The following is a 23108-nucleotide window of genomic DNA, read 5'->3' as shown; positions in this document are numbered from 1 at the left end:
ACCCCCTTCACCAGGCACTTCCTCGCGTACAGGAGAATTCAGGCCATGAGCAACCCCCAGCAGCTGCGCTACAGCAAGGAGCACGAGTGGCTGTCGGGCGCCGAGGACGGCGTCTCGACGGTCGGCATCACGGAGCACGCGGCCAACGCGCTCGGTGACGTCGTCTTCGTCCAGCTCCCCGAGGTCGGCGACTCGGTGACCGCGGGCGAGACCTGCGGCGAACTGGAGTCGACCAAGTCCGTCTCCGACCTGTACTCCCCCGTCTCCGGCGAGATCGCCGAGGTCAACGAGGACGTCGTCAACGACCCGTCGCTGGTGAACAGCGCCCCCTTCGAGGGCGGCTGGCTGTTCAAGGTGAAGGTCACGGACGAGCCCGCCGACCTGCTCTCCGCCGACGAGTACACCGCCTTCGCCGGCGCCTGAGGAGTCACGACCGCATGTCGCTTCTGAACACACCCCTGCACGAGCTGGACCCGGACGTCGCCGCCGCCGTCGACGCCGAGCTGGACCGCCAGCAGTCCACCCTCGAGATGATCGCCTCGGAGAACTTCGCCCCGGTCGCGGTCATGGAGGCCCAGGGCTCGGTCCTCACCAACAAGTACGCCGAGGGCTACCCCGGCCGCCGCTACTACGGCGGCTGCGAGCACGTCGACGTGGTCGAGCAGATCGCCATCGACCGGGTCAAGGCGCTCTTCGGCGCCGAGCACGCCAACGTGCAGCCGCACTCGGGCGCCCAGGCCAACGCGGCCGCGATGTTCGCGCTGCTCAAGCCCGGCGACACGATCATGGGTCTGAACCTCGCCCACGGCGGGCACCTGACCCACGGCATGAAGATCAACTTCTCCGGCAAGCTCTACAACGTCGTCCCCTACCACGTCGGCGACGACGGCCAGGTCGACATGGCCGAGGTGGAGCGCCTGGCCAAGGAGACCAAGCCGAAGCTGATCGTGGCGGGCTGGTCGGCCTACCCGCGTCAGCTGGACTTCGCCGCGTTCCGCAAGGTCGCGGACGAGGTCGGCGCGTACCTGATGGTCGACATGGCGCACTTCGCCGGTCTGGTCGCGGCGGGCCTGCACCCGAACCCGGTGCCGCACGCCCACGTCGTCACCACCACCACCCACAAGACGCTGGGCGGACCGCGCGGCGGTGTGATCCTCTCCACGGCCGAGCTGGCCAAGAAGATCAACTCCGCCGTCTTCCCCGGTCAGCAGGGTGGCCCGCTGGAGCACGTGGTGGCCGCCAAGGCCGTCGCCTTCAAGGTCGCCGCCAGCGAGGACTTCAAGGAGCGCCAGGGCCGTACGCTGGAGGGTGCCCGCATCCTGGCCGAGCGCCTGGTGCGGGACGACGCGAAGGCCGCGGGCGTCTCCGTCCTGACCGGCGGCACGGACGTCCACCTGGTCCTGGTCGACCTGCGCGACTCCGAGCTGGACGGGCAGCAGGCCGAGGACCGCCTCCACGAGGTCGGCATCACGGTCAACCGCAACGCCGTCCCGAACGACCCGCGCCCGCCGATGGTGACCTCCGGTCTGCGCATCGGTACGCCGGCCCTGGCGACCCGCGGCTTCACGGCCGAGGACTTCGCCGAGGTCGCGGACGTGATCGCCGAGGCGCTGAAGCCGTCCTACGACGCGGAGGCCCTCAAGGCCCGGGTGGAGACCCTGGCCGACAAGCACCCGCTGTACCCGGGCCTGAACAAGTAGACACCGCACCCGAGGGGTGGGGCGCCGCATCCGCCACAAGCGGCCGGGCGCCCACCCCTCGGCACCCCCTCCGCACCACCCCCGTTCTGAGGAGTCCCCGTGGCCATCTCGGTCTTCGACCTGTTCTCGATCGGCATCGGCCCGTCGAGCTCGCACACGGTCGGCCCGATGCGCGCGGCCCGCATGTTCGCCCGCCGCCTGCGCAACGAGGAGCTGCTGGACTCCGTCGCCTCGGTCCGCGCCGAGCTGTACGGCTCGCTCGGCGCAACCGGACACGGCCACGGCACCCCCAAGGCGGTGCTGCTCGGCCTCGAGGGCGACTCACCGCGCACGGTGGACGTGGAGACGGCCGACGACCGCGTCGAGAAGATCAAGTCCTCCGGCCGCATCAGCCTCCTCGGCGAGCACGAGATCGCCTTCGCCTACGACGACGACATGGTCCTGCACCGCCGCAAGGCCCTCCCCTACCACGCCAACGGCATGACGCTGTGGGCGTACGACGCCGAGGGCGCCGAGGTGCTCACCAAGACCTACTACTCGGTCGGCGGCGGCTTCGTCGTCGACGAGGACGCGGTGGGCGCGGACCGCATAGTCCTGGACGACACCGTCCTGAAGTACCCCTTCCGCACCGGCGACGAGCTGCTGCGCCTGGCCCGCGAGACGGGCCTGTCCATCTCCGCGCTGATGCTGGAGAACGAGCGGGCCTGGCGCGACGAGGACGAGATCCGCGAGGGCCTGCTGGAGATCTGGCGCGTGATGCGGGCGTGCGTGGACCGCGGCATGACCCGCGAGGGCATCCTGCCGGGCGGCCTGAAGGTCCGCCGCCGCGCCGCGAACACCGCGCGCAAGCTGCGCTCCGAGGGCGACCCGCAGGCCCTGGCGATGGAGTGGATCACGCTCTACGCGATGGCCGTGAACGAGGAGAACGCGGCCGGCGGCCGGGTCGTCACCGCCCCCACCAACGGCGCGGCCGGAATCATCCCGGCGGTCCTGCACTACTACGTGAACTTCGTCCCCGGCGCCGACGAGGACGGCGTGGTCCGCTTCCTCCTCGCGGCCGGCGCCATCGGCATGCTCTTCAAGGAGAACGCCTCCATCTCCGGCGCCGAGGTCGGCTGCCAGGGCGAGGTCGGCTCGGCCTGCTCGATGGCGGCCGGCGCCCTCGCCGAGGTGCTCGGCGGCTCCCCGGAGCAGGTGGAGAACGCCGCCGAGATCGGCATGGAGCACAACCTCGGCCTCACCTGCGACCCGGTCGGCGGCCTGGTCCAGATCCCCTGCATCGAGCGCAACGGCATGGCCGCGGTCAAGGCGGTCACCGCGGCCCGGATGGCGATGCGCGGCGACGGCTCCCACAAGGTCTCCCTCGACAAGGTCATCAAGACGATGAAGGAAACCGGCGCCGACATGTCGGTCAAGTACAAGGAGACGGCCCGGGGCGGGCTGGCGGTGAACATCATCGAGTGCTAGGGATACCGACCACACCTGGGCCGCGCTGCGCCGGCGAACGAGGAGAAGACCGAGTTCAGGCCGGGCAGATTCCGTGGGGCAGCCATGTGGGAAGCCCTTGCCGCTCGTCCTCGGTGAGGTCGCGGCCGAGGATCGCGCACAGTTGCTCCTTCCACAGCTCGGGGTCGAGACGAAGGAGGTCCACCACGGTGCGATCGGTGAGCCGGAGCAGCGTCCTTCCGTCCTTCGATGCGGCGAGGAACTCCTGGTCCTCCGCGAAGTCGTACGAATCTCCCCCGCCGGGGTCGGCCACGTTCTCGAAGCGCACGGAGTTCCCGTTGGCCAACAGGAACTCCGGGCCCCCTTGCAGGAACCCGGCCTGGTACCGGTCGTAGGCCTGGAGAGGTCCGTACGGACCCACTACCCGCTCCATGCGACGCCCGGGCCGCACCGACCACACCTCCACCATGTCGCCCGTGGTCTGCACGGCCGCGTACCGCCCGTCTGCGTCGAGTACGGCATGGTCGACCGTCGGGCCGAAGCGGAGCCTGAGCGCCTTGTCCTCCTTGCCCGTGCGCAGGTTCACGGCATGGACGACCGGACTTCCCTTGATCATGATCTGTGCGTATCCCGGCTTCGGATACGGGTCCAGGAAGAACTGCGGCGGGTCCTTTTCGGTGAGTCCCAGGTCGCGTACGTCAATCGGCTTCGACAGACGCCGGCCGGTTCGTGCGTTCCAGTACTCGATGCGACCGCCCAAGACCGTGAGCAGCTCCTCGTCACCGACGAAGTAGAGTTCCACCGCTTCCGTTGCCCTGCCAGTCGCGTCGACCTCGGGCTTGGTGGTCGTCACCTCCGTGACCTGCCGCAGGGAAGGAACATCCCAGACGCGGACCTTGTTCGGGCCGACAACGTCAGCGGCGAGCGTCCGGGACTGGTTGACCTTGACCCGCGGAGGTTCTCGGGAGCTGTCCATCGACTTGTCCCTCGGGGGCCGCTTCACCTCCTTGAGGGTGTGCGTAGTCCCGTGAATGTCCATGTCGACGAGGGCCAGCCCGCCGCCGTTGGCACCCACGCGCAGCAGCATCCTGCTCTCGTTGCCGAGGAGCACCGGAGGGCTGTCGGCATCGATGGAGCCCACAGCCAGCCGCCGAGCGGTCACGGCGGTCTCGTCCCAGGTGACCAGATCGAAGTCCCCCGACTCTCCGACCAGTGCCAGGTCGTCGAGGTCGGGGGCCTCGCCAGGCCCTTCCGCCACTTTCGCTTTCTTACCCGGCCGCGTGTCAACGAGCGCCCACTCGGCCCCGGCCTTCTGCACCGCGAAATGCCGTCCCGTGGCGTCCATGGCGATCGGGTTGCAGTAGTCGCTGGTCGAGTCGGGCTCGTAGGTGGTGAGGAGGCGACCGTCCGCAACGCGCACCGCGCGGTAGACGGCGCCGTGATCACCTCGCCCCTTCTGGCAGTAGGCCAGCACTCCGCCGTCGGCCGACAGCGCGAGGCTCGGCCTCGCCGACGTGCGTACCCCGTTCGCCAGGCCACGCGTCTTTCCGGACTCGATGTCGACGGTCATCACCGAGGAGTCCGCGTCCGTCTCCTCGCCGTACCGCGGCTGGACCACAAGTGTGTCGCCGTCCGGGCCGAACCAGGCCGCCTCCAGCGCGGGCACGCCTGAGGGCATCCCCCGTCCCCTCTTCGCAGCCAGGTTCCAGACCCGTGCCCGCTCGCCCACCATCATGACCACTTCTCCGGCGTCCGGGGAGAAGTCCGCCAGGCCCAGGTTCTGACCGAACGACTTCACCTGAATGCCGCCGAAGTCGCTGTCGCGGATCGTGTGCGCCCGGCCCAGCACCTTCTCGGCGTCGCGATGCACGTCATACCAGACGAGGGTGCCGCCCTCCTGCGCCGAGAGATAGGCGATCCTTCGACCGTCTCTGCTGACCAGCGGGTAGAGGACCTCCCGGGCGAGACGGAGATGTTCGCGATGAATTCTTCCTCCGGCGTCACGGACGAACAGCACTGCGCTGCTCTGCCCGCTCAGCGACCCTCCGATCTCGGTCGTCACGAGGGTCACCGCACCATCCGCACTCATCGCCACGTCCTTCACCGGTGACTCGGTGCCGGTCAGTACCCAGGAGTCGCTCTTGAACTGGTCGTACCTTCGCAACAGGGCATTGCGGGCCTCCCTGGTCGGTGCGACGTCATGAGCCGCGATGGCCACCAGAGCGGCCATCCCCGGATCCCGTCTGGTCAACTCGTTCGCGAGGGAGGCCAGCGAACGCGACCGTCCTTCCGCCTCTCGCTGCGCGCTGACCCGCGACTGGTAGAGAAGGAAGGTACCCAGCCCGACGACCAGTGCCAGCGCCAGCGCGGCGGCGGTCCATGCGGCACGGACGCGGTTTCGCCGCGCATGGTGATGCCGTCGCGCGAGGCCGAGGAAGTCCCGTTCGGCTCCGGTCAGCTCCGGTTCACGGCCGTGCAACCGACCTTGCAGCGCGTAGAGCTGCATCGGGCCCGGCAGCAGGTCCGGGTGTCTGTCCGCCTTCTGCCACCGGACGACGTCGTGCCCGAGTTCCGCCCTGGCGGCCAAGAACTCCCGGTCGGCCCTCACCTGTTGTGCGAGCGTCGGCCAGGCGCTGATCAGCGCCTCGTGTGCGAGTTCGGCACTCTGCGGTTCCCCCTCCTCCCCGTGCAGTACGAGCAGTCGTCGCGCGGCGAGCGACTTCGCGATCCGCCACCGTGTCTCCCCGGCTTCCTCCCGGGTGAGCATGCGGCGCAGCGGGGCCTCGCTGCCGGGCAGTACGCGGACCAGTCCGGTGAGTAGTCGCAACGCCTCCTTCGTGTCCGCGCCTTCGTCCTCGGTCTCCTCGTCCTTGTCCGTGTCCCGGTCGTTGTCACTGTTCTTGTGCTGCTTCTCCACGGTCTCGTGTCGCTTCTCGACGCACTCCCTCCACGCGTTCTCGGCATGGAGCCTCAGCGCCCCTGACACCCCTTCGTTCTCCTCGTAGGTTGCCGTCCGCAGCCGTCCGGCGGCTTGGTGCTCCCACAGCTGGGCCAGCACGAATCCCAACAGGGGCAGAACTCCCGGTGCGCTGCCGGCGTCGGCGACGATGCGTCGTTCGAGGCCCGGGTCGTACTCCACAGCCGGGGTGCGCTTGACGGGCTCTGCGATGACCTCCGCGAGCTGCTCCCGTGACATCGGGGTGAGCGGGACCGTCACACCCCTTCTCAGCGCAGGGCCGAGGCGCGCGTGGTTCAGCGCCGCCTCAATGAAGTCGGCCCTCAGCGTGACCAGCACCTTCAACACACTCTGAGGCCGCTCGGGAAACAGCAGCCCGACGACCTCCTCGGCCACGGCTTCGGAACCGTCCAGGAGGGCTTCGGCCTGGTCGAGTACGACGAGAAGTCGGTCGGCCGACGACCCAAGAGCTCGATGGACGGCGTCCGTCAGCCCCAACTCGGCGAGCCACGCCTCCACTTGGTCGGCACTGTCCGCACGCGGAAGCCCGTCCTGCCTCGACCTCATGACCTCGAACAGTTCGGTGGCGAGCGCGGCCCGCAGGGAGGAGAAGTGTGCGGCGTTCACCCGCAGAACCTGGTAGCCGTCCTGCCGCATCCTCGGCACCACACCGGCCAGCGCAAGCGATGACTTCCCGCATCCCGACGGCCCGTACACCGTCACGGTGGGTTGGTCCCCCCGCAGCGCGGTGAGCACTCGCCCGATGTCGTCGGCCCGGCCGAAGAAGACGTCCGCGTCCTCCTCACCGAAGGTGGCCAGACCGCGAAAAGGCGTGTCCGGCCTGACGAGCGGCGCGAGTTCGGGCACCTCCTTCAGCAGTGTCCTCATCCGCAGGACGAACGCCTGCTGGGCCTCACGCGCGGGCTGCGCCGCTACCATCATCCCGACGGCGGCACCCAGCTCGTTGTCCCAGACAGGGCTCCCGCTGAAGCCTCCCTTGACGTACACGGCCTCACCGTTGGCCCGCGAGAGCTGGATCCAGCCCCGGCGGGTGGGCCCGCGGAATCTGCCGCTCTGCCAGATTCCGTCCGGGTCGCCGTCGGTGAAGCCAACGGCGCGCGCATCGTGGTTCCACACGCCACGTCGCGGGTCGGCCATGGCAAGTGGGCGGGCTCCGGGAATCCGATGGCGCAGGCGGAGGACTGTGATGTCTCCGCTCTGATCGGGCCTGATCGGTATCCAGCGCTGGACGAAGGCGTCGTGGTCGCCCTCGTCGACGTCGTCGGTGTTCCCCGCCAGCGGTAAGTCGATCGTGACCTCGGTCCCCGCCTCGACCACGTCTTCCCGGGGCCGGTCCAACGCGTCCGACACGACATGCGCACAGGTCAGTACCAGGTCCGGAGCGATCAGGAAGCCCGCCCCGCCGATCACACCACCCGGCCCCTTGACCCGGACAACGGCCGAGACCAGTGCCGGCTCCGCCTCCTCGGCATCCCGTCCCTCAACCCCCGTCACTGCGCCCTCCGCCCGCTCACCTCGCCACCTCTAGGTCAACTTCACTGCGGCGTCGTGGGGTTGACGCCCCTCGTATCGCTCCTGTTCCAGGTGAGGCTCACCGAGAAATTGGCCGCAGTCGCCGTACTGGCGATCACCACGTCCGCCTCGGCCGACAGTGACACTCCGAACTCGAGGGTGATCTCGTCGGGCGCGTTCGCAAGCCCGCTGAACCGCCCCACGAAGCTCTCCGCCACAGGGCGCACAGTGTCCAGCATCTGTCCGAGTGACCGTTCGGCCCGCGCGATGGACCGGCCTCCCCTGCCCACGCGGACGAGCGTGTCGTCCACCTCCCGGATCTGGACACGCACGGACTCGTCGCTGCCGTCACCCAGAGGGACTTCCACCGTGTGGACCGGGCGGTCACTCATGACTCTGCTCCATTGACTCGGGAGTTGGAGATCGTGGCGGCACCCGCAGCCGGCACCCGCACGTCAGGGGAGCGACGCGGGCAGGGTGAAGCACACCGCCTTGCCAGGGACAGTAGTTACCGTCGGCGGCCGGTGTGCCTCAAACGACGGAACCCCGCATGCCTCACATACCTCATGTGACTACCGGGCATCCGGAAGTGGAATCCGCAGCCGGTGAGCGGCACCCCGGTCGGGGAGAAGGCGGGCGTCTCACATGGTGACATCCGCTTTCCGAAAAACAAGACGACTGAGATCGTTGCAGGGCCCATGTTTCGCACGTGAAAGACCGAGCCATGCCCGCACCGGCCTCCGGCCCAGCACCCCAGTCACCCGTCAATCCCCGGTCGCGGGTCCTCGTCGCCAGCCTCATGGGCACGACGATCGAGTTCTACGACTTCTACATCTACGCGACCGCGGCCGTCCTCGTCTTCCCGAAGCTCTTCTTCCCCAGCAGCGACCCCACCACGGCACTGCTGTCGTCGTTCGCGGTCTTCGGCGCCGCGATGGTCGCCCGGCCGATCGGCGCCGTCTTCTTCGGGCACCTCGGTGACCGGCTCGGCCGCAAGAAGACGCTGGTCGTCTCGCTGCTCACCATGGGCATCGCCACCTTCCTCATCGGCGCCCTGCCGACCTACGCGCAGGCCGGCTGGATCGCCACCGCGCTGCTCGTGCTCATGCGGCTCGCGCAGGGCTTCGCGCTCGGCGGCGAGTGGAGCGGGGCCGCGCTGGTCGCGACCGAGAACGCGCCGCGCGGCAAGCGGGCTCTGTACGGGACCTTCCCGCAGCTGGGCGCCCCGCTCGGCTTCATCATCGGCAACGGCCTGTTCCTGATCATCGGGGCGCTGCTGCCCTCCGACGCCGGCGCCGACCCCACACAGCCGTCCGAGGCCTTCGCGAGCTGGGGCTGGCGCATCCCGTTCCTGTTCTCCGCGGTGATGGTCGCGATCGGCCTGTGGGTGCGCTCGCGGCTCGTGGAGTCGGCGGTGTTCGCCAAGACCCGTGAGGCCGGCAAGGTGCAGAAGCTCCCGCTGGCCACCGTGGTCCAGGGCCACTGGAAGCAGCTGGTCCTCGGCACCTTCATCATGCTGGCGACCTACGTGCTCTTCTACCTCATGACCACGTTCTCGCTGAGCTACGGCCGTGCCGCGAAGGACGCCGACGTGCCGGGGCTCGGCTACAGCTACACCACGTTCGTCCTGATGATGATCTTCGGCGTGCTGTTCTTCGCCGTGTTCACCCTGGTCTCCGGTCCGCTCGCCGACAAGTACGGGCGCCGCACCACCCTGGTCTGGATCACCGCCGCGATCGTCGTCTTCGGCCTGGTCTGGGTGCCGCTGATCGGCCTGGGCACGCTCGGCGTGGTGCTGTGGCTGGTGCTCGGCTTCACGCTGATGGGCATGACCTTCGGCCCGATGGGCGCGCTGCTGCCGGAGCTGTTCCCGACGAGCGTGCGCTACACCGGTTCCGGCATCTCGTACAACGTCAGCTCGATCCTCGGCGCGGCCGTCGCCCCGTTCATAGCGGTGGCGCTGTGGGAGGCCGGTGACGGGTCGCCGTGGCTGGTCGGCGTCTACCTCTCCGCGATGGCCGTACTGACGCTGATCGCCCTGCTGCTCGGCAAGGAGACCAAGGACGTCTCCCTGGACGAGGGCGAGCCCGCCCCCGCCGAGGAGAGCCCCCGGGCGGCCGCGGTCACCTCCTGACCCCGGGTCCGCCCCCGGCCCGCCCTGGATCCGCCTCCGCCGTGCGCCGTGCGCCGGGCGGAGGCGGATGCACGCCCGGCGCACGGTCACCGGTGGGCTCAGATGCCGCAGTTGGGGGCCGACCAGTACGGCGACGGGTCGAAGGCCACGTGGGTGTGGTCGTTGTGGCCGGGGTAGCCCGGGCCGAGGATCTCCGAGAAGCCGTGGGTCCTGGACTGCTGGGCGAGCCGGCAGAAGCTGGGCGAGCCGGTGAGGTCGGCGGCGTCGCCGTAGAGGTGGCGGCTGGTGGCCGAGCCGCCGACCGCGCTGTTGCAGGCGCGGGAGCGGAAGCCGCTGGAGATCGTGATCGGCACGTCGCCGAGGGCGTGCCGCATCGCCTCCAGCTTCCACATGGTCTTCAGCGCGTTCGACTTGGCGGTGGCGGCGGAGACCGCGCCGCCGGACCAGTCGGAGTTGCACTTGTTGAGTTCCGCGTAGGTGAAGTGGACGGGCGTGCAGTCCGCGTCCTGGAGCGCGTAGATCTTGCTGAAGGTCGCCGGGCCCGCGACGCCGTCCGCGCCCAGGCCGTAGGCGGCCTGGAACTTCTTGACCGCGGCGGCGGTCCGGGCGCCGTACTGACCGTCGTAGGAGAGCCGCTCGCCGGAGGTGACCCAGCCCGCGACACGGATCTGCAGCTGCGTCACGTCGCTGCCGGAGGATCCCTGGGAGAGGGTGCGGTTCCAGGTGTAGCAGGAGTCGGCGTGCGCGGCGCCGGCGGTGGCGCCCACCCCGACCACCGCTCCAGCCATGAGCATGACAAATGAGAGAAGGATACGTGACACGCGTCTGAACATCCCGGCCTCCCGACCGTCGAGTCGTCCGTGAACCGGAGCCCAGCGTGCGGCACCGCGCTACGCGCGTCAATGGCGCCCGGGCGAAGGGAAGTCGACGTTTCCGCCTCCGACGCGGATCACCCGTGCCATCGTGGGGAATAACCAACTCCCGTCCCCCCACAGCCTTTCAGGGAGGCCCCATGCTGCGTGGCATCGACGTCAGCGCCTACCAGTCCTCCAGCTACGACACGGACGGCCTCTCCTTCGTCTTCGTGAAGGCGACGGAGGGCCGTTCGTACGTCAACCCCAAGCTCTCGGCCCAGACGAAGCGGGCCCGCGACGCCGGACTCGTCGTCGGCTTCTACCACTTCCTGTGGCCGGGCAACCTCACCGCCCAGGCCGAGTACTTCGTCTCCAAGGCCCCGGACCGCAAGGGCGACATCCTCGCCGTCGACTGGGAGACGAACGGCGAGGGCACCCACCCGAGCAACGCGGAGAAGGACAGCTTCATCAAGAAGCTGAAGGCACTGCGGCCGGACAACCGGATCGTCCTCTACTGCAACCGGAACTTCTGGCTGAACGTCGACACCACCTCGTACGCCGGTGACGGCCTCTGGATCGCCGACTACGTCTCGGCGGGCAAACCGCGCATCCAGGCCAAATGGCGCTTCCACCAGTACACCGACGACCCGGTCGACACCAACGTGGCGGACTTCGCGAGCAAGGCCGCACTCAAGGAGTGGGCCCAGAGCGCCTGAGGGCAGGGTCAGCCCCGGAAGGCCGCGGGCCGCTCCGGGGATGCCTCGGCCAGCGCCTTGGCGACGCCGTCGACGCCCTCACGCAGGCCGTAGACCGGGGTGTCCGGCTGCTGGCGCCAGGAGTCGTCGATGCCGCCTGCGTCGACGGTGTCGAAGCCCAGCTCGTCGATCAGGGCGCGGACCTTCGCCTTGGCCGCCTCGTCGTCGCCGGCCACCGGGAGCGCCATCCGGTCGGGTGCGCCGGCCGGACGGGGGCGGTCGAGGATGTCCTGGGCGTAGGTGCCGTTGAACGCCTTGATCACCGGGTGGCCGAGGTGGCCTTCGGTCCAGCGGCTCTCGGTGAGGCCCTCGTCCTCGATGCCCGCGATCCGGCCGTCCCGCTGCTGCGGGTAGTAGTTGCCGGTGTCGATGACCGCGACGCCCTCGGCCGCCCCGTCCAGGACGCCGGACGGCAGGTCCGGGACCCGCTTCAGCGGGACCGTGACGACCACGATCTCGGCGCCGCGCGCCGCCTCCTCCACCGGCACCGGAGTGGCGCCGGTCTCCTCGGCCAGCTCGGTGAGCGTGTGGGGCCCGCGCGAGTTGGCGACGGAGACGTCGTGCCCGAGTGCGGTGAGCCGCCGGGTGAGGTTGCCGCCGATGTTGCCCGCGCCGATGATGCCGATCTTCATGATGCCGACTCGCCTGGCCTTTCGGAGGTCGTGACTTGCGGAGCCTGCCGGCTCGCGCCCATGACCTGCACCAACCTCCGGCCGGGGTGCGCTATTCCGCGCGGAGGCGCCCGTCCGGGTGACCGGCGGGCGCCTCTTTCGTCGCGGCGTCGCTACTTGTTCAGGTGGGCCCAGAACTCGTCGAACGACAGCTGCTTGTCGCCGTCGAGGTCGCGGCCGGCGATGATCGCCTCGGCCACCGACTCGGTGACGTTCCAGTCGCCGCCCTGGGCGAGCGCGGTCTTGAACTCGGCCGCGGTGATGAGGCCGTCACCGTCCGTGTCGATCCGCTCGAACTGCTTGCGTGCTTCCTCGATGTCGGCCACCGGTCCGCCCCTCGTTCCGTGCTTCGGGTCCATCTGACGCAGGTCAGATTATCCGGCCGTCCGAGCACGCAGCGCGGCGACCACCCACCCGAACTGCTCCTCGTGGGCGGAGGGCGGCTCCAGGCCGTTCACGATCGCCGACAGTTCCCGGTAGCGGGCGAGCCGGACGTTGGCCACCGCGGTCAGGCGTTCGAGTACGACGGCCGGGTCGGCGTCGCCGATCAGCGCGCGCACGATGTCGGCGGCCCGCGGCGAGTCCGGTTCGACCCCCTCGCGCAGCGCGTCGCCCGCGAGCTGCACCATGCGGCTCACGAACCAGAGCGAGGAGCTGGTGGGCACGTCCGCGCCCCGGTCCGCGGCGTTGAACTCGATCATCCGGCGCATCGTGACCCGGAACTCCGGGTCCTGGATCAGCTCGGCCAGCTCCACCCAGGCGTCCACCTGCTCCGAGGTGGGGTCGTCGGGCAGGTCGGCCGCGGCGAAGCGCAGGCGGGTGCGGATGTCGGGGTCCGCGGTGTCGATGCCCGCGAAGACCTCGGCCATGAAGTCCTCGATGATCCGTCGACGTTCGGCGGTGGACAGTCGTGCCAGCTTGTTCATCAGTGTCGTCTCCTCGGCGGTCGAGCCGCGTCGCGCCACGGTCGACAGCACCGCGCGGGTCACCCTCAGGGAGCTGATCTGCGCGTCCAGCGCGCTCACGTGCGTCGCAGCGACCTGCGCGACCGTGGTCTCGCCGGCCAGGACACGACGTACGGCGTCCAGGCCGAGGCCCAGTTCGCGCAGGGTGCGGATCAGCTCGAGGCGGGCGACGGACTCGGCGTCGTACAGCCGGTAGCCGCCCGCGGAGCGGGTGACCGGGGGCAGGGCGCCCTCGTCGGACCAGTAGCGGATGGTGCGCACCGTGAGGCCGGTGGTGCGAGCCAGTTCGCCGATGGTCATGAGGTCGGTGCCGTCGTCGGTCATGTCTGGGAGTGTGTGCCTTCCAGTGGGTGGAGACTCAAGGAGCGCGGTGTGGCGGAGAGCCTGCGGGACATTCTGGACGCGGTGGCGCGGGGGGTGTTCCCCCCGGCGGACGGGGGGACGAGCGTCGTGCCGCAGTTCGGCGGACGGGACGCGGGGGTCATCGCCTTCACGGCGCACTCGGTGGTCTTCACCGACGAGGCGGACGAGGGGTGGGTGCGCGGGACGCTGGCGTCGCTGGGGTGCGATCCCCTCGCCGCCACCATGAACTCCCGGTTCCTGGCGGCCTTCGCGGAGCGCACGGGACGTACGACGGACACGATCGACGTGCTGCTGACGGGTGACCCGCTCCCGGGGCGCCCGGAGGTCGCGCTGGCGGAGGTCGCCGATCCGGGGCATCCCCGCGTGGTCGCGGCCCGGCGGCGGCGCGACGGGGTGCGGGTGTGGGCGGCGGACGGCGGGGTGCTGGTGCTGGGCCGCGGGGTCGGCGGGCGGCTGGAGGTGGCCGTGGAGGTGGCGGAGGGTGCCCGGCACCGGGGGCTCGGGCGGCGGCTGGTGACGGCGGCGCGGCGGCTGGCCGGGGGTGAGCCGGTGTGGGCTCAGGTGTCGGCGGGGAACGCCCGCAGTCTGCGGGCGTTCCAGGCGGCGGGTTACCGGCCGGTGGGTTCGGAGGCGTTGTTCCTGCGGCGGTGAGCCCGGGCGTGCGCCGGGCCGGGGCGCGACCCGGGCCGGGCGGACGCCGGGCCGGGTGCGCCCCGGGCGGCCGGTGTCAGTGCCAGGGCGGCCGGTGTCAGTGCCAGGGCTGGTAGTGCGGGTTGCTCTCGCACTCGCTCATGATCTCGGTCTTGGTCTGCCGGTCGACCGGGCAGACGCCGATGATGTACTTCCGCTGGATGCCGCCGGGGAAGGCGACCTCGACCTGGTCGGCCCACTTGTGGGTGTCACCGATGGTCTTGTTGACGTCGATGCCGCCGGGGGCGTCGATGTAGTAGTTGTAGCCGGACTTGTACCAGGTCTTGTAGAGGTCGTGGTCGTAGCTCGTCGAGACGAACGGCGAGGGCTGGTTGACCAGGACGTACTTCTCGACGTCGTACTGTCCGTTCTGGACGTCCTTGGCGTGGAAGCCCTCCTCGAAGACGACCTGCGGGCCGCGGCTGTCGCTGCGGTAGAGGGTGCCGCAGGTGGTGCGCCAGACCGGTTCGGGGGTGATGCGGTCGATGTCGACGCCGCGGTCGGCGGCGGCCTTGGTCTTGTCGTCGAACTGGGGGCAGGCCGGGGCGGCCTTGGCTGCGGCGGCCGGCGGGGCCGTGGCGGCACCGGGGGCGGTGGCGGCGGTGGTGGCGAGGACCGCGGAGAGCGACAGGACGGCGGCGGCGGTCCGTCGGCGCAGGCGAGTGGTGATCATGCGGATACGATCCCGGCTGCGGAGCGGTGCGTTCCGGATTCTCACCCGTAGGTGGCGTGTCCGGTGAACGGGCTTGCTTTCCGGGGCAGATGGGCTCTCAGCGGTCGACGACCCGCATCTCGAACCAGGTGGTCTTCCCGCGCGGCAGCAGGTCCACGCCCCACCGGTCGGAGAGCTTGTCGACGAGGAAGAGGCCGCGCCCGCTGATGTCCGTCTCCTGCACCGGCATCAGACAGGGCAGCCCCCGGGAGGGGTCGCGGACCTCGACCCGGATCCAGCCGGGGCGGCGGCGCAGGCGGAGGCCGAAGACCCGGGCGCCGGTGTGGCGTACGGCGTTGCCGACCAGCTCGGAGACGAGCAGGACGGCGTCCTCCGTGACCTTGGGGCCGAGCTGCCACTGGCGCAGGGCGACCACCTGGGCCAGGCGGCGGGCGGTGGCGGCGGACTCGGGACGGGAGGGTAACGGAACCTCGCGCTCCGTAGGGTTGCCGAACAGCTCCAGCGCTTTGAGTGCGCGCTCGTCCTCGACCGCCGGCGACCAGCGCGCCGCGGTCGCACGTCCGGCTCCCCGCGGCAGTTCCGTACCATCCAGCCCCGCCATGACCCCATCATGGCCGTCCTCGGGGGCCTCCGGGGCCGTTCCCGGGGAATACGCCCCCGCGGGCACGGGGCCCGGCGACGGTCGATCGGCATATGCCACAGGCAGTTCGGGACCGGAAACGGCCCCACTGACCTGGGCGAACGGCTCGGCCGGAGACAAGCGACGGACTCCCTCGACAAGGCGCGCTTAATGGTGCGTTAAGGCTGCCATAAACCGCCCCATCGAGGGACCCGGATCAGACAACGCGTCAATTGCAAGGGGCACGACGCGACTTCGGGTGAGCTGCACGTTCAGTGCGGCGGGTGTCAGAGGAACTTCGCCTTGCCCGGGCCCTCTTCCACGAAGCTGCGCATCCCGCGCTCGCGGTCCTCGGTGGCGAACAGGCCCGCGAACCAGTTGCGCTCGACGGCGAGACCGGTCTCGATGTCCGTCTCCAGACCCGTGTCGACCGCCTCCTTCGCCGCCCGCAGTGCGATGGCGGGTCCCTTGGCGAGCCGCGCGGCCCAGGCGTGCGCCTGCTCGTAGACCTCGGCGGCCGGGACCACCCGGTCCACCAGACCGAGCGCGAGCGCCTCGTCGGCCTTCACCTGGCGGCCGGTGAAGATCAGGTCCTTGGCCTTGGAGGGGCCGATCAGCCGGGACAGCCGCTGGGTGCCGCCCGCGCCGGGGATCAGGCCGAGCAGGATCTCGGGCTGGCCCAGCTTGGCGTTCTCCCCGGCGATGCGGAAGTCGGCGCACAGGGCGAGTTCGCAGCCGCCGCCCAGCGCGTAGCCGGTGACGGCCGCGACCACCGGCTTGGGGATGCGGGCCACCGCGGTGAAGGAGTCCTGCAGGGCGCGGGACCGCGCGATCATCGCCGCGTGGTCCATCACCTGCATCTCCTTGATGTCCGCGCCCGCCGCGAACACCTTCTCGCCGCCGTGGATCACCACGGCGCGCACGTCGTCGCGCCGGGTGATCTCCTCGGCCAGCTCCTTCAACCGGTCCTGGGTGGCGACGTCCAGCGCGTTCATCGGCGGGCGGTCCAGGCGCAGCGTTCCGACGCCTTCGGCGACTTCGAGATGTACGGTCATGCTCCGCAGGTTAGCGGGCGTTCACGTGCCGTGGGGTCCCGGTGCCTATGCCTTCCACTTCTCCCAGGACATGTTCCAGCCGTTGAGGCCGTTGTCGGGGGCGATGGTGGCGTCCTCGGAGTTCTTGACCACGACCACGTCGCCGATGATCGAGTTCTCGAAGAACCAGCGGGCCGGCGCATCCTTGTCCCAGCCGCCGCGCACGTCGCGCAGGCCGATGCAGCCGTGGCTGGCGTTGCGGTTGCCGAAGGCGTCGCCGCCCCAGTAGTTGCCGTGGATGAAGGTGCCGGAGGTGGACAGGCGCATGGCGTGCGGGACGTCCTTGATGTCGTACTCGCCGCCGTAGCCGACGGTCTCGCCGTTCATGCGGGTCACCGCGAGCCGCTCGGTGATGACCATCTGGCCGTTCCAGGTCTCGTAGCCGGGCGCGCCGGTGGTGACGGGGATGGTCTTGACGGTCTTGCCGTCCCGCACGACCTTCATCGTGTGCTTCTTGGCGTCCACGACGGAGACCTGGCTGCGGCCGACGGTGAACGAGACGGTCTTGGCCTGCTCGCCGTAGACGTCGTCGCGGCCCTCGACTCCGTCGAGGTTGAGGTCGACGGTGACCTTGGTGCCGGCCTTCCAGTACTTCTCGGGGCGGAAGTCGAGGCGGTCGTTGCCGAACCAGTGGCCCTCGACCTCGACGGCCGGCTCGGTCTTGATGGTGATGGCCTTCTCGACGTCCTCCGGGTTGGTGATGCCCCGGGTGAAGCGGACCGAGAACGGCATGCCGACGCCGACCTTCGAGCCGTCCTCCGGCGTGAAGGTGCCGACGAAGGTGTTCTTCGGCGTCAGGGTGGTGAAGCGGGAGTCCTCGGCGGCGGTGCGGCCCTCGGAGTCCTTGGCGACCGCGTGCACGTTGTACGTGGTGGCGGCGGCCAGGTGGGTGGACGGCGTCCAGGTGGCGCCGTCCCCGGATATCTTCCCGTCGACCTTCGCGCCCTTGCCGTCCTTGACGACGACCTCGGTGAGCCTGCCCTTCGTGGCGCCGACCTTCAGGGCGCCGCTGGTGTCGACGGCCTTGGCCCCGTTGGCGGGAGCGATGGTGACGACGGCCTCGGACTGCTTGCTCTGTGCCGCGGTGGAGTCCTTGGCCTTCTCCCCCTTGCCGTCCCCGGCCCCCGAGCCCGAGCCGCTGCCACCGCACGCGGTGACGGTCAGCATCAGCAGCCCGAGTACCGCCCCCGCTATCGGACGCACGTTCACCCTTGTCTCCCCTCGCCGGGCCCGGTCCGGCCCGCACCCCTGTGCGCCCGCGCGCACCGGCGCATCGTAACCGCAGGCCAGGGGGTTGCGGGACAGGTGAATTGTCACCGTTCCGTACCGAGTTGGCGGGAGGGTGCCGCGTGGCGCGGCCGGTGTCACTTCACCGCGCTGCCCGCCTTCCATTGCTTCCACTTCATGTTCCAGCCACCCAGGCCGTTGTCGGGGGCCACGGTCTTGTCCTTGCTGTGGACCACCTCGACGACGTCGCCGACGAGGCTGCGGTCGAAGAACCAGCCGGCCGGGGTGTCGGAACCGCCGCCCTTGTCGTCGCGCAGTCCGACGCAGCCGTGGCTGACGTTGGCCCGGCCGAAGGTGTCGGCGGGCGCCCAGTAGTTGCCGTGCAGGAAGGTGCCCGAGCTGGTCAGGCGGATGGCGTGCGGGACGTCGGGGATGTCGTACTCGCCGCCGAAGCCGACCGTGCGGCTGTTCATGCGGGTGACCTCCAGCATCTCGGTGATCACCATCCGGCCGTTGTAGGTGGGGGTCGTCGGCGCCCCCGCGGTGATCGGCACGGTGGCCAGCAGGGTGCCGTCCCGGCGCACCTCCATGGTCCGCTCGACCGCGTCGACGCGGGAGACCTGGCTGCGGCCGACGGTGAAGGTGACCTTCTTGTGCTGGAGCCCGTAGACGCCCTTGGCGCCCTCGACGTCCCGCAGCCGCAGGTCGACGGTGACCTCGGTGCCGGGCTTCCAGTACCCCTTGGGGCGGAAGTCGAGGCGGTCCTTGCCGAACCAGTGGGGGCGGATCTCGACGGCGGGCTCCGCGGTGACCGTGACGGCGCGCTCCACGGCGGCGCGGTCGGTGATCTCGCGGTTGAACTCCAGCGAGACGATCATGCCGGTGCCGACGACCGAGCGGTGCTCGGGGGCGACGTAGGCGATGAAGCGTTCCTCGGGGACCTCGGTGGTGAACGTGGTGTGCCGGGCCGAGCGGTGTCCGCCGCCGTCCAGGGCGACGGCGTCGACCGTGTACTTGGCGGCGAGGGCGAGCCGGTCGTCGTCGGGCCGCCAGCTCAGGCCGTCCTCGGAGATCCGGCCGGGCACCGGGGTCTCCTGCGCGTCCTGCGACCTGACGACCTTCACCGACTCCAGGCGTCCGTCGGGCACCCGCACCGACAGCTTCCCGTCCGGGCGGACGGCCTTGCTCCCGTCGTCGGGGGTGACGCGGATGACGTCCTCGGCGGCGGGTTGCTTGCCGAACATCTCGCCGATGCCGGAGCCGATACCGCCGCCGTCCGAGGTGCATCCGGCGGCCCCGGCCAGCAGTCCTGCCCATGTCAGTAGGGCGGCCAGAGCGGCGCCCGCGCGCCGTGCGCGCCCGTGTACGTGCCTCACATCCACCCGTAACGACCGGTCGGCCCTGGGGAAACGTGAGTGCGAGCCACCCGGTGGGCAGAACTGTGGGGAGGACGACGCGACGGGGAGCAGCGGCCGGGACGCCGCACGCCCTCCTGCCGGACGTCGTTCCACGAGCCGTGGGAGGCTGACAGGTGTCCAGCGCAGCCGAGCAGGAGGCGGTGCCCGGGGAGCGGGACGCCGCGGACGGGCGGGGCCTCGCGAAGGGGCGGGCCGCCGCGGACGGACTCCCCGCCGGCGTGGTCAACGGCGCGCGCCGCACCGCGCCGCCACCCGCCGTGCCGGCCCGGCCGGGCACACCGGTGCCGCTGGGCGCCCGGTTCCGGACCGGCCCCGACCAGGTGGCGGGGACCAACTTCGCGCTGTGGGCGGGCGGGGCGGAGGCGGTGGAGCTGTGCCTGTTCGACGGGCCGGGTCCCGACGCGCGGGAGAGCCGGGTGCGGCTGACCGAGCTGACGCACGAGATCTGGCACGGCTTCGTGCCGGGCGTCCGTCCGGGGCAGCGTTACGGCTATCGGGTGCACGGCCGCTGGGACCCGTGGACCGGCGCCCGCTGGAACCCGGCGAAGCTGCTCCTGGACCCGTACGCCCGCGCCGTGGACGGCGCCTCGGGGCGTGACTACGGCGCGCTGCCGCCCGAGGTGTACGGACATGTGCGGGACTGGCCGGACCAGCGGGTCGCGGACACCGTGCGCGACGACCGCGACTCGGCGCCGTACGTCCCCAAGGGCGTCGTGGTCCACGACGACGCCACCGAGGACGAATGGACGTACGACCGGCGGCCCAAGACGCCGTGGGCGGACTCGGTCATCTACGAGCTGCACGTGCGCGGCTTCACCAAGCTCCACCCGGACATCCCGCCCGAGCTGCGCGGCACCTACGCGGGCCTCGCCCACCCGGCGGCGATCGCGCACCTGACGCGGCTGGGCGTGACGGCGGTGGAGCTGCTGCCGGTGCACCAGTTCGCGCACGAGAGCCATCTGCTGGAGCGCGGCCTGAGGAACTACTGGGGCTACAACTCGGTCGGCTACTTCGCCCCGCACGCCGCCTACGCGGCCTCCGGCACCACCGGCGAGCAGGTCGGCGAGTTCAAGCGGATGGTGCGCGCGCTGCACGCGGCCGGCATCGAGGTGATCCTCGACGTGGTCTACAACCACACGGCGGAGGCGGGCGAGCTGGGCCCGACGCTCTCCCTGAAGGGCATCGACAACCGCGGCTACTACCGTCTCCAGCACGACGCCCGCCGGTACGCCGACTACACCGGCTGCGGCAACACCCTGCACGTGGTCCAGCCGCACGTGCTGCGCCTGATCACCGACTCGCTGCGCTACTGGGTCACCGAGATGGGCGTGGACGGCTTCCGCTTCGACCTGGCGGCGGCGCTGGCCCGCTCGATGCACGACGTCGACATGCTCTCCCCGTTCCTCGCGGTGATCGGGCAGGACCCGGTGCTGCGCCGGGTGAAGCTGATCGCCGAGCCGTGGGACGTGGGCTCGGGCGGCTACCAGGTGGGCGCCTTCCCGCCGTTGTGGACCGAGTGGAACGACCGCTACCGCGACGCGGTCCGGGACTTCTGGCGGCACGCGCTGCCGGACGTCAGGGAGATGGGCTACCGGCTGTCGGGCTCCAGCGACCTGTACGCGTGGGGCGGGCGGCGGCCGTACGCCTCGGTCAACTTCGTCACCGCGCACGACGGCTTCACACTGCGGGACCTGGTGTCGTACGAGCGCAAGCACAACGAGGCCAACGGCGAGGGCAACCGGGACGGCACGGACGACAACCGCTCCTGGAACTGCGGTGCGGAGGGCGAGACGGACGACGCTCAGGTGCGCGCGCTGCGGCGGCGCCAGCTCCGCAACCTGCTGACCACGCTGCTGCTGTCGACCGGGGTGCCGATGCTGGTCGCGGGCGACGAGATGGGCCGCACCCAGCGCGGCAGCAACAACGCCTACTGCCAGGACAACGAGACGAGCTGGGTGGACTGGAGCCTGCGGGACGACCCGGAGTGGGCGCCCCTGTTCGCGCTGGCCTCCCGGCTGATCGCCTTGCGCCACCGCCACCCGGTGCTGCGCCGCCGGGCCTTCTTCTCCGGCCGCCCGCACTCCGTGGACGGTCTGCGCGACCTGGCCTGGTTCACGGCGGGCGGCACGGAGATGGCGGAGCGGGACTGGTACGCCCCCGCCGCCATGCTGGGCATGTACCTGTCCGGGCGGGACATCCCGGGCCGCGACGAGCACGGCGACCCGATCACCGACGACAGCTTCCTGGCCGTCCTGCACGCGGGCGAGGAGCCGGCCGGCTTCGTCCTGCCGGGCGCCCCGTGGGCGGAGCGGTACGAGGTGGTCGTCGACACCGGCCGGGAGGAGCAGGACGAGGCACCGGACGCCGTGTATCCGGCGGGGACGCCGATCACGGTCGCGGCCCGGACGGTGCTGCTGCTGCGAGTGGCCGGCTGACACCGTCCCGGGCGGTTTCTCAAGGCAGCGTTTCGGCTCCGTGAACTCGTCGGCGATCTTCTTGACCGTGCCTCGGCGTGCCTGGAAACGTCCCTGGTCGGCGCCCCTTCGGGCGCGCACTCCCACCCTCGTCCTCCAGGGGATCACGCATGCCCGAGATATCCCGTCGCCTCTTCGGCGGCCTGGTCGGCGGCAGTGCGGTGAGCGCCGTCGCCGGTGCGTCCGCCGCCGAGGCCGCCACGCCCGCCGTCCCCGCCTCCGGCCCCGGAGAGCGTCCTTTCGCGGCGCGCACCGGGTCCCGGCCCGGCAAGCGCCCCAACTTCCTGTTCATCCTCGGCGACGACCTCGGCTGGGCCGACCTGTCCTCGTACGGCGCCCCGCACATCAAGACCCCGCACCTCGACCGGCTCGCCGCGCAGGGCGTGCGTTTCACCCAGGCCTACTCGGGATCGGCGACCTGCTCCCCCACCCGGTTCAGCCTCTACACCGGGCGTTACCCGGGCCGTACGGAGGGCGGGCTGGCGGAGCCGATCGGCAACCGCGCCCAGGGGCTGGACCCCAACCACCCGACCCTCGCGTCCCTGCTGAAGCGGGCCGGATACGCCACGGCGCTGATCGGCAAGTGGCACTGCGGCTGGCTCCCCGACCACAGCCCGACCAGGTCCGGCTGGGACGAGTTCTTCGGCAACTTCGGCGGCGCGCTGGAGTACTTCTCCAAGCTGGGCCAGCTCGGCGAGTACGACCTGTACGAGGGCGACGCCACCTACAAGGACCTGCGCTACTACACCACCGTCCTCACCGAGCGGGCCGTCGAGTACGTCGGCCGCGACCACGACCGGCCCTGGCTGCTGAACCTCAACTTCACCACCCCGCACTGGCCCTGGCTGACCGAGGACGACGAGGAGACCGGCGCCGCGATCGCCGACGAGGTGCGGTCCGGGAACGTGCTGGGCGCGCTGCTGCACAACGACGGCGGCTCGGTGGAGAAGTACCGGGAGATGGTCGAGAACCTGGACGCCTCGGTGGGCAAGGTCCTCGCCGCGCTGCGCCGGTCCGGTCAGGAGGAGAACACCGTCGTCGTCTTCGCCAGCGACAACGGCGGTGAGCGCTTCTCGTACCAGTGGCCGCTCAGCGGCGGCAAGTCGGAGCTGCTGGAGGGCGGCATCCGGGTGCCCACCGTGCTGCGCTGGCCGGCCCGCGTCGACGGACGGCAGGTCAGCCACGAGCCGTTGTACTCCCCGGACTGGACGGCCACCCTGCTGGAGCTGGGCGGTGCGCGCCCCGACCCGGCGTACCCCCTCGACGGGCACAGCCTCGCCGGCTACCTGCTGCGCGGCCGGGAGTTGCCCGAACGCGACCTGTTCTGGCGGGTGCGCGGCAACCGGGCGCTGCGGCGCGGCGACTGGAAGTACTACCAGGACGCGCAGGGCCGCGACCACCTGTACGACCTCTCCGCCGACGCCCGTGAACAGGCGGACCTGGCGGCCGACCGGCCGGAGCTGCTGGCCGAGCTGAAGGCGGCCTGGGAGCGCACCGACAGCGAGCTGCTGCCCTATCCGGCCACCTGAGCCCCGG

Annotated in this window: 19 protein-coding genes; 8 read left to right on the top strand and 11 right to left on the bottom strand. The window is 70.7% G+C overall.

The features are described 5' to 3' along the window. Positions 1 to 45: 45 nt before the first annotated feature. The 3 genes from gcvH (at position 46) to IE258_RS37650 (ending at position 3167) form a co-directional block, all read left to right on the top strand. A complete protein-coding gene (gene gcvH / locus IE258_RS37660) occupies positions 46 to 423 on the top strand; it encodes a glycine cleavage system protein GcvH (protein ID WP_102928483.1) in 378 nt (125 codons plus the stop codon). 14 nt (positions 424 to 437) lie between these two features. Then, a complete protein-coding gene (gene glyA / locus IE258_RS37655; RefSeq protein ID WP_189750297.1) occupies positions 438 to 1700 on the top strand; it encodes a serine hydroxymethyltransferase in 1263 nt (420 codons plus the stop codon). A gap of 99 nt (positions 1701 to 1799) precedes the next feature. After that, complete coding sequence (locus IE258_RS37650) at positions 1800 to 3167, top strand: L-serine ammonia-lyase (RefSeq protein ID WP_109036272.1); 1368 nt, start codon at positions 1800 to 1802, stop codon at positions 3165 to 3167. Between the two features lie 55 nt (positions 3168 to 3222). Here IE258_RS37650 and IE258_RS37645 read toward each other — a convergent pair whose 3' ends face one another. Both IE258_RS37645 and IE258_RS37640 read right to left on the bottom strand, forming a co-directional pair. Further along, positions 3223 to 7617 (bottom strand): nSTAND1 domain-containing NTPase, encoded by a 4395-nt coding sequence (locus tag IE258_RS37645; RefSeq protein ID WP_189750296.1) that lies wholly within the window; start codon positions 7615 to 7617, stop codon positions 3223 to 3225. Positions 7618 to 7658: 41 nt separating this feature from the next. After that, positions 7659 to 8027 (bottom strand): CU044_2847 family protein, encoded by a 369-nt coding sequence (locus IE258_RS37640; protein WP_189750295.1) that lies wholly within the window; start codon positions 8025 to 8027, stop codon positions 7659 to 7661. Positions 8028 to 8359: 332 nt separating this feature from the next. Here IE258_RS37640 and IE258_RS37635 point away from each other — a divergent pair, with 332 nt between their 5' ends. Next, the gene (locus IE258_RS37635; RefSeq protein WP_189750331.1) at positions 8360 to 9769 is read left to right on the top strand and encodes an MFS transporter; all 1410 of its coding nucleotides are present in this window, start codon (positions 8360 to 8362) and stop codon (positions 9767 to 9769) included. A 98-nt stretch (positions 9770 to 9867) separates the two neighbouring features. Here the strand turns inward: IE258_RS37635 and IE258_RS37630 are convergent, their stop codons facing one another. Next, positions 9868 to 10602, bottom strand: coding sequence for a D-Ala-D-Ala carboxypeptidase family metallohydrolase (locus tag IE258_RS37630; RefSeq protein WP_189750294.1), 735 nt, complete (start codon positions 10600 to 10602; stop codon positions 9868 to 9870). Positions 10603 to 10781: 179 nt separating this feature from the next. Between IE258_RS37630 and IE258_RS37625 the strand changes: the two genes are divergently transcribed. Then, complete coding sequence (locus IE258_RS37625; protein ID WP_189750293.1) at positions 10782 to 11339, top strand: glycoside hydrolase family 25 protein; 558 nt, start codon at positions 10782 to 10784, stop codon at positions 11337 to 11339. Between the two features lie 8 nt (positions 11340 to 11347). Here IE258_RS37625 and IE258_RS37620 read toward each other — a convergent pair whose 3' ends face one another. The 3 genes from IE258_RS37620 to IE258_RS37610 are packed head-to-tail and all read right to left on the bottom strand — an operon-like array spanning position 11348 to position 13338. Continuing rightward, complete coding sequence (locus IE258_RS37620; protein ID WP_268256366.1) at positions 11348 to 12184, bottom strand: NADPH-dependent F420 reductase; 837 nt, start codon at positions 12182 to 12184, stop codon at positions 11348 to 11350. Beyond that, on the bottom strand, positions 12163 to 12375 hold the full coding sequence (locus tag IE258_RS37615) for an EF-hand domain-containing protein (RefSeq protein WP_003973534.1): 213 nt from the start codon (positions 12373 to 12375) through the stop codon (positions 12163 to 12165). The genes IE258_RS37620 and IE258_RS37615 overlap by 22 nt, the downstream gene beginning before the upstream one ends. A 48-nt stretch (positions 12376 to 12423) precedes the next feature. Then, positions 12424 to 13338 (bottom strand): helix-turn-helix domain-containing protein, encoded by a 915-nt coding sequence (locus tag IE258_RS37610; RefSeq protein WP_189750291.1) that lies wholly within the window; start codon positions 13336 to 13338, stop codon positions 12424 to 12426. 48 nt (positions 13339 to 13386) lie between these two features. On the opposite strand from IE258_RS37610, the gene IE258_RS37605 reads away from it, so the two are divergent. Further along, complete coding sequence (locus IE258_RS37605) at positions 13387 to 14028, top strand: GNAT family N-acetyltransferase (RefSeq protein ID WP_189750290.1); 642 nt, start codon at positions 13387 to 13389, stop codon at positions 14026 to 14028. A 97-nt stretch (positions 14029 to 14125) separates the two neighbouring features. Here the strand turns inward: IE258_RS37605 and IE258_RS37600 are convergent, their stop codons facing one another. The 5 genes from IE258_RS37600 to IE258_RS37580 all read right to left on the bottom strand — a co-directional run bounded on the left by IE258_RS37600 (position 14126) and on the right by IE258_RS37580 (position 19056). Then, entirely contained in the window at positions 14126 to 14740 is a 615-nt protein-coding gene (locus tag IE258_RS37600; protein ID WP_159329498.1) for an ADP-ribosyltransferase, read from the bottom strand. A 97-nt stretch (positions 14741 to 14837) separates the two neighbouring features. Beyond that, positions 14838 to 15341: an ATP-binding protein gene (locus IE258_RS37595; protein WP_189750289.1), complete on the bottom strand. Its 504-nt coding sequence runs from the start codon at positions 15339 to 15341 to the stop codon at positions 14838 to 14840. Between the two features lie 305 nt (positions 15342 to 15646). Beyond that, positions 15647 to 16414: an enoyl-CoA hydratase/isomerase family protein gene (locus IE258_RS37590; RefSeq protein WP_189750288.1), complete on the bottom strand. Its 768-nt coding sequence runs from the start codon at positions 16412 to 16414 to the stop codon at positions 15647 to 15649. 45 nt (positions 16415 to 16459) lie between these two features. After that, on the bottom strand, positions 16460 to 17662 hold the full coding sequence (locus IE258_RS37585; RefSeq protein ID WP_189750287.1) for a L,D-transpeptidase: 1203 nt from the start codon (positions 17660 to 17662) through the stop codon (positions 16460 to 16462). Between the two features lie 155 nt (positions 17663 to 17817). Next, a complete protein-coding gene (locus IE258_RS37580) occupies positions 17818 to 19056 on the bottom strand; it encodes a L,D-transpeptidase (RefSeq protein WP_189750286.1) in 1239 nt (412 codons plus the stop codon). Between the two features lie 155 nt (positions 19057 to 19211). Here IE258_RS37580 and glgX point away from each other — a divergent pair, with 155 nt between their 5' ends. Both glgX and IE258_RS37570 read left to right on the top strand, forming a co-directional pair. Next, positions 19212 to 21533, top strand: a complete 2322-nt coding sequence (gene glgX / locus IE258_RS37575; RefSeq protein WP_189750285.1) for a glycogen debranching protein GlgX — start codon at positions 19212 to 19214, stop codon at positions 21531 to 21533. Positions 21534 to 21682: 149 nt separating this feature from the next. Then, the gene (locus IE258_RS37570; protein WP_189750284.1) at positions 21683 to 23101 is read left to right on the top strand and encodes a sulfatase family protein; all 1419 of its coding nucleotides are present in this window, start codon (positions 21683 to 21685) and stop codon (positions 23099 to 23101) included. The last annotated feature ends 7 nt before the right edge of the window (positions 23102 to 23108 follow it).

It is taken from the genome of Streptomyces tendae, from assembly GCF_014650435.1.
Lineage (GTDB): Bacteria > Actinomycetota > Actinomycetes > Streptomycetales > Streptomycetaceae > Streptomyces > Streptomyces tendae.
Note: the sequence above shows the minus strand (reverse complement) of the source record. Positions and strands in the feature narration are given on the sequence as shown.

Coding starts and splice junctions, on each gene's coding strand:
- gcvH (WP_102928483.1), top strand. CDS start 46: ATGAGCAACCCCCAGCAGCTGCGCTACAGCAAGGAGCACGAGTGGCTG.
- glyA (WP_189750297.1), top strand. CDS start 438: ATGTCGCTTCTGAACACACCCCTGCACGAGCTGGACCCGGACGTCGCC.
- IE258_RS37640 (WP_189750295.1), bottom strand. CDS start 8,027: ATGAGTGACCGCCCGGTCCACACGGTGGAAGTCCCTCTGGGTGACGGC.
- IE258_RS37635 (WP_189750331.1), top strand. CDS start 8,360: ATGCCCGCACCGGCCTCCGGCCCAGCACCCCAGTCACCCGTCAATCCC.
- IE258_RS37630 (WP_189750294.1), bottom strand. CDS start 10,602: ATGTTCAGACGCGTGTCACGTATCCTTCTCTCATTTGTCATGCTCATG.
- IE258_RS37625 (WP_189750293.1), top strand. CDS start 10,782: ATGCTGCGTGGCATCGACGTCAGCGCCTACCAGTCCTCCAGCTACGAC.
- IE258_RS37610 (WP_189750291.1), bottom strand. CDS start 13,338: ATGACCGACGACGGCACCGACCTCATGACCATCGGCGAACTGGCTCGC.
- IE258_RS37600 (WP_159329498.1), bottom strand. CDS start 14,740: ATGATCACCACTCGCCTGCGCCGACGGACCGCCGCCGCCGTCCTGTCG.
- IE258_RS37595 (WP_189750289.1), bottom strand. CDS start 15,341: ATGGCGGGGCTGGATGGTACGGAACTGCCGCGGGGAGCCGGACGTGCG.
- IE258_RS37590 (WP_189750288.1), bottom strand. CDS start 16,414: ATGACCGTACATCTCGAAGTCGCCGAAGGCGTCGGAACGCTGCGCCTG.
- IE258_RS37570 (WP_189750284.1), top strand. CDS start 21,683: ATGCCCGAGATATCCCGTCGCCTCTTCGGCGGCCTGGTCGGCGGCAGT.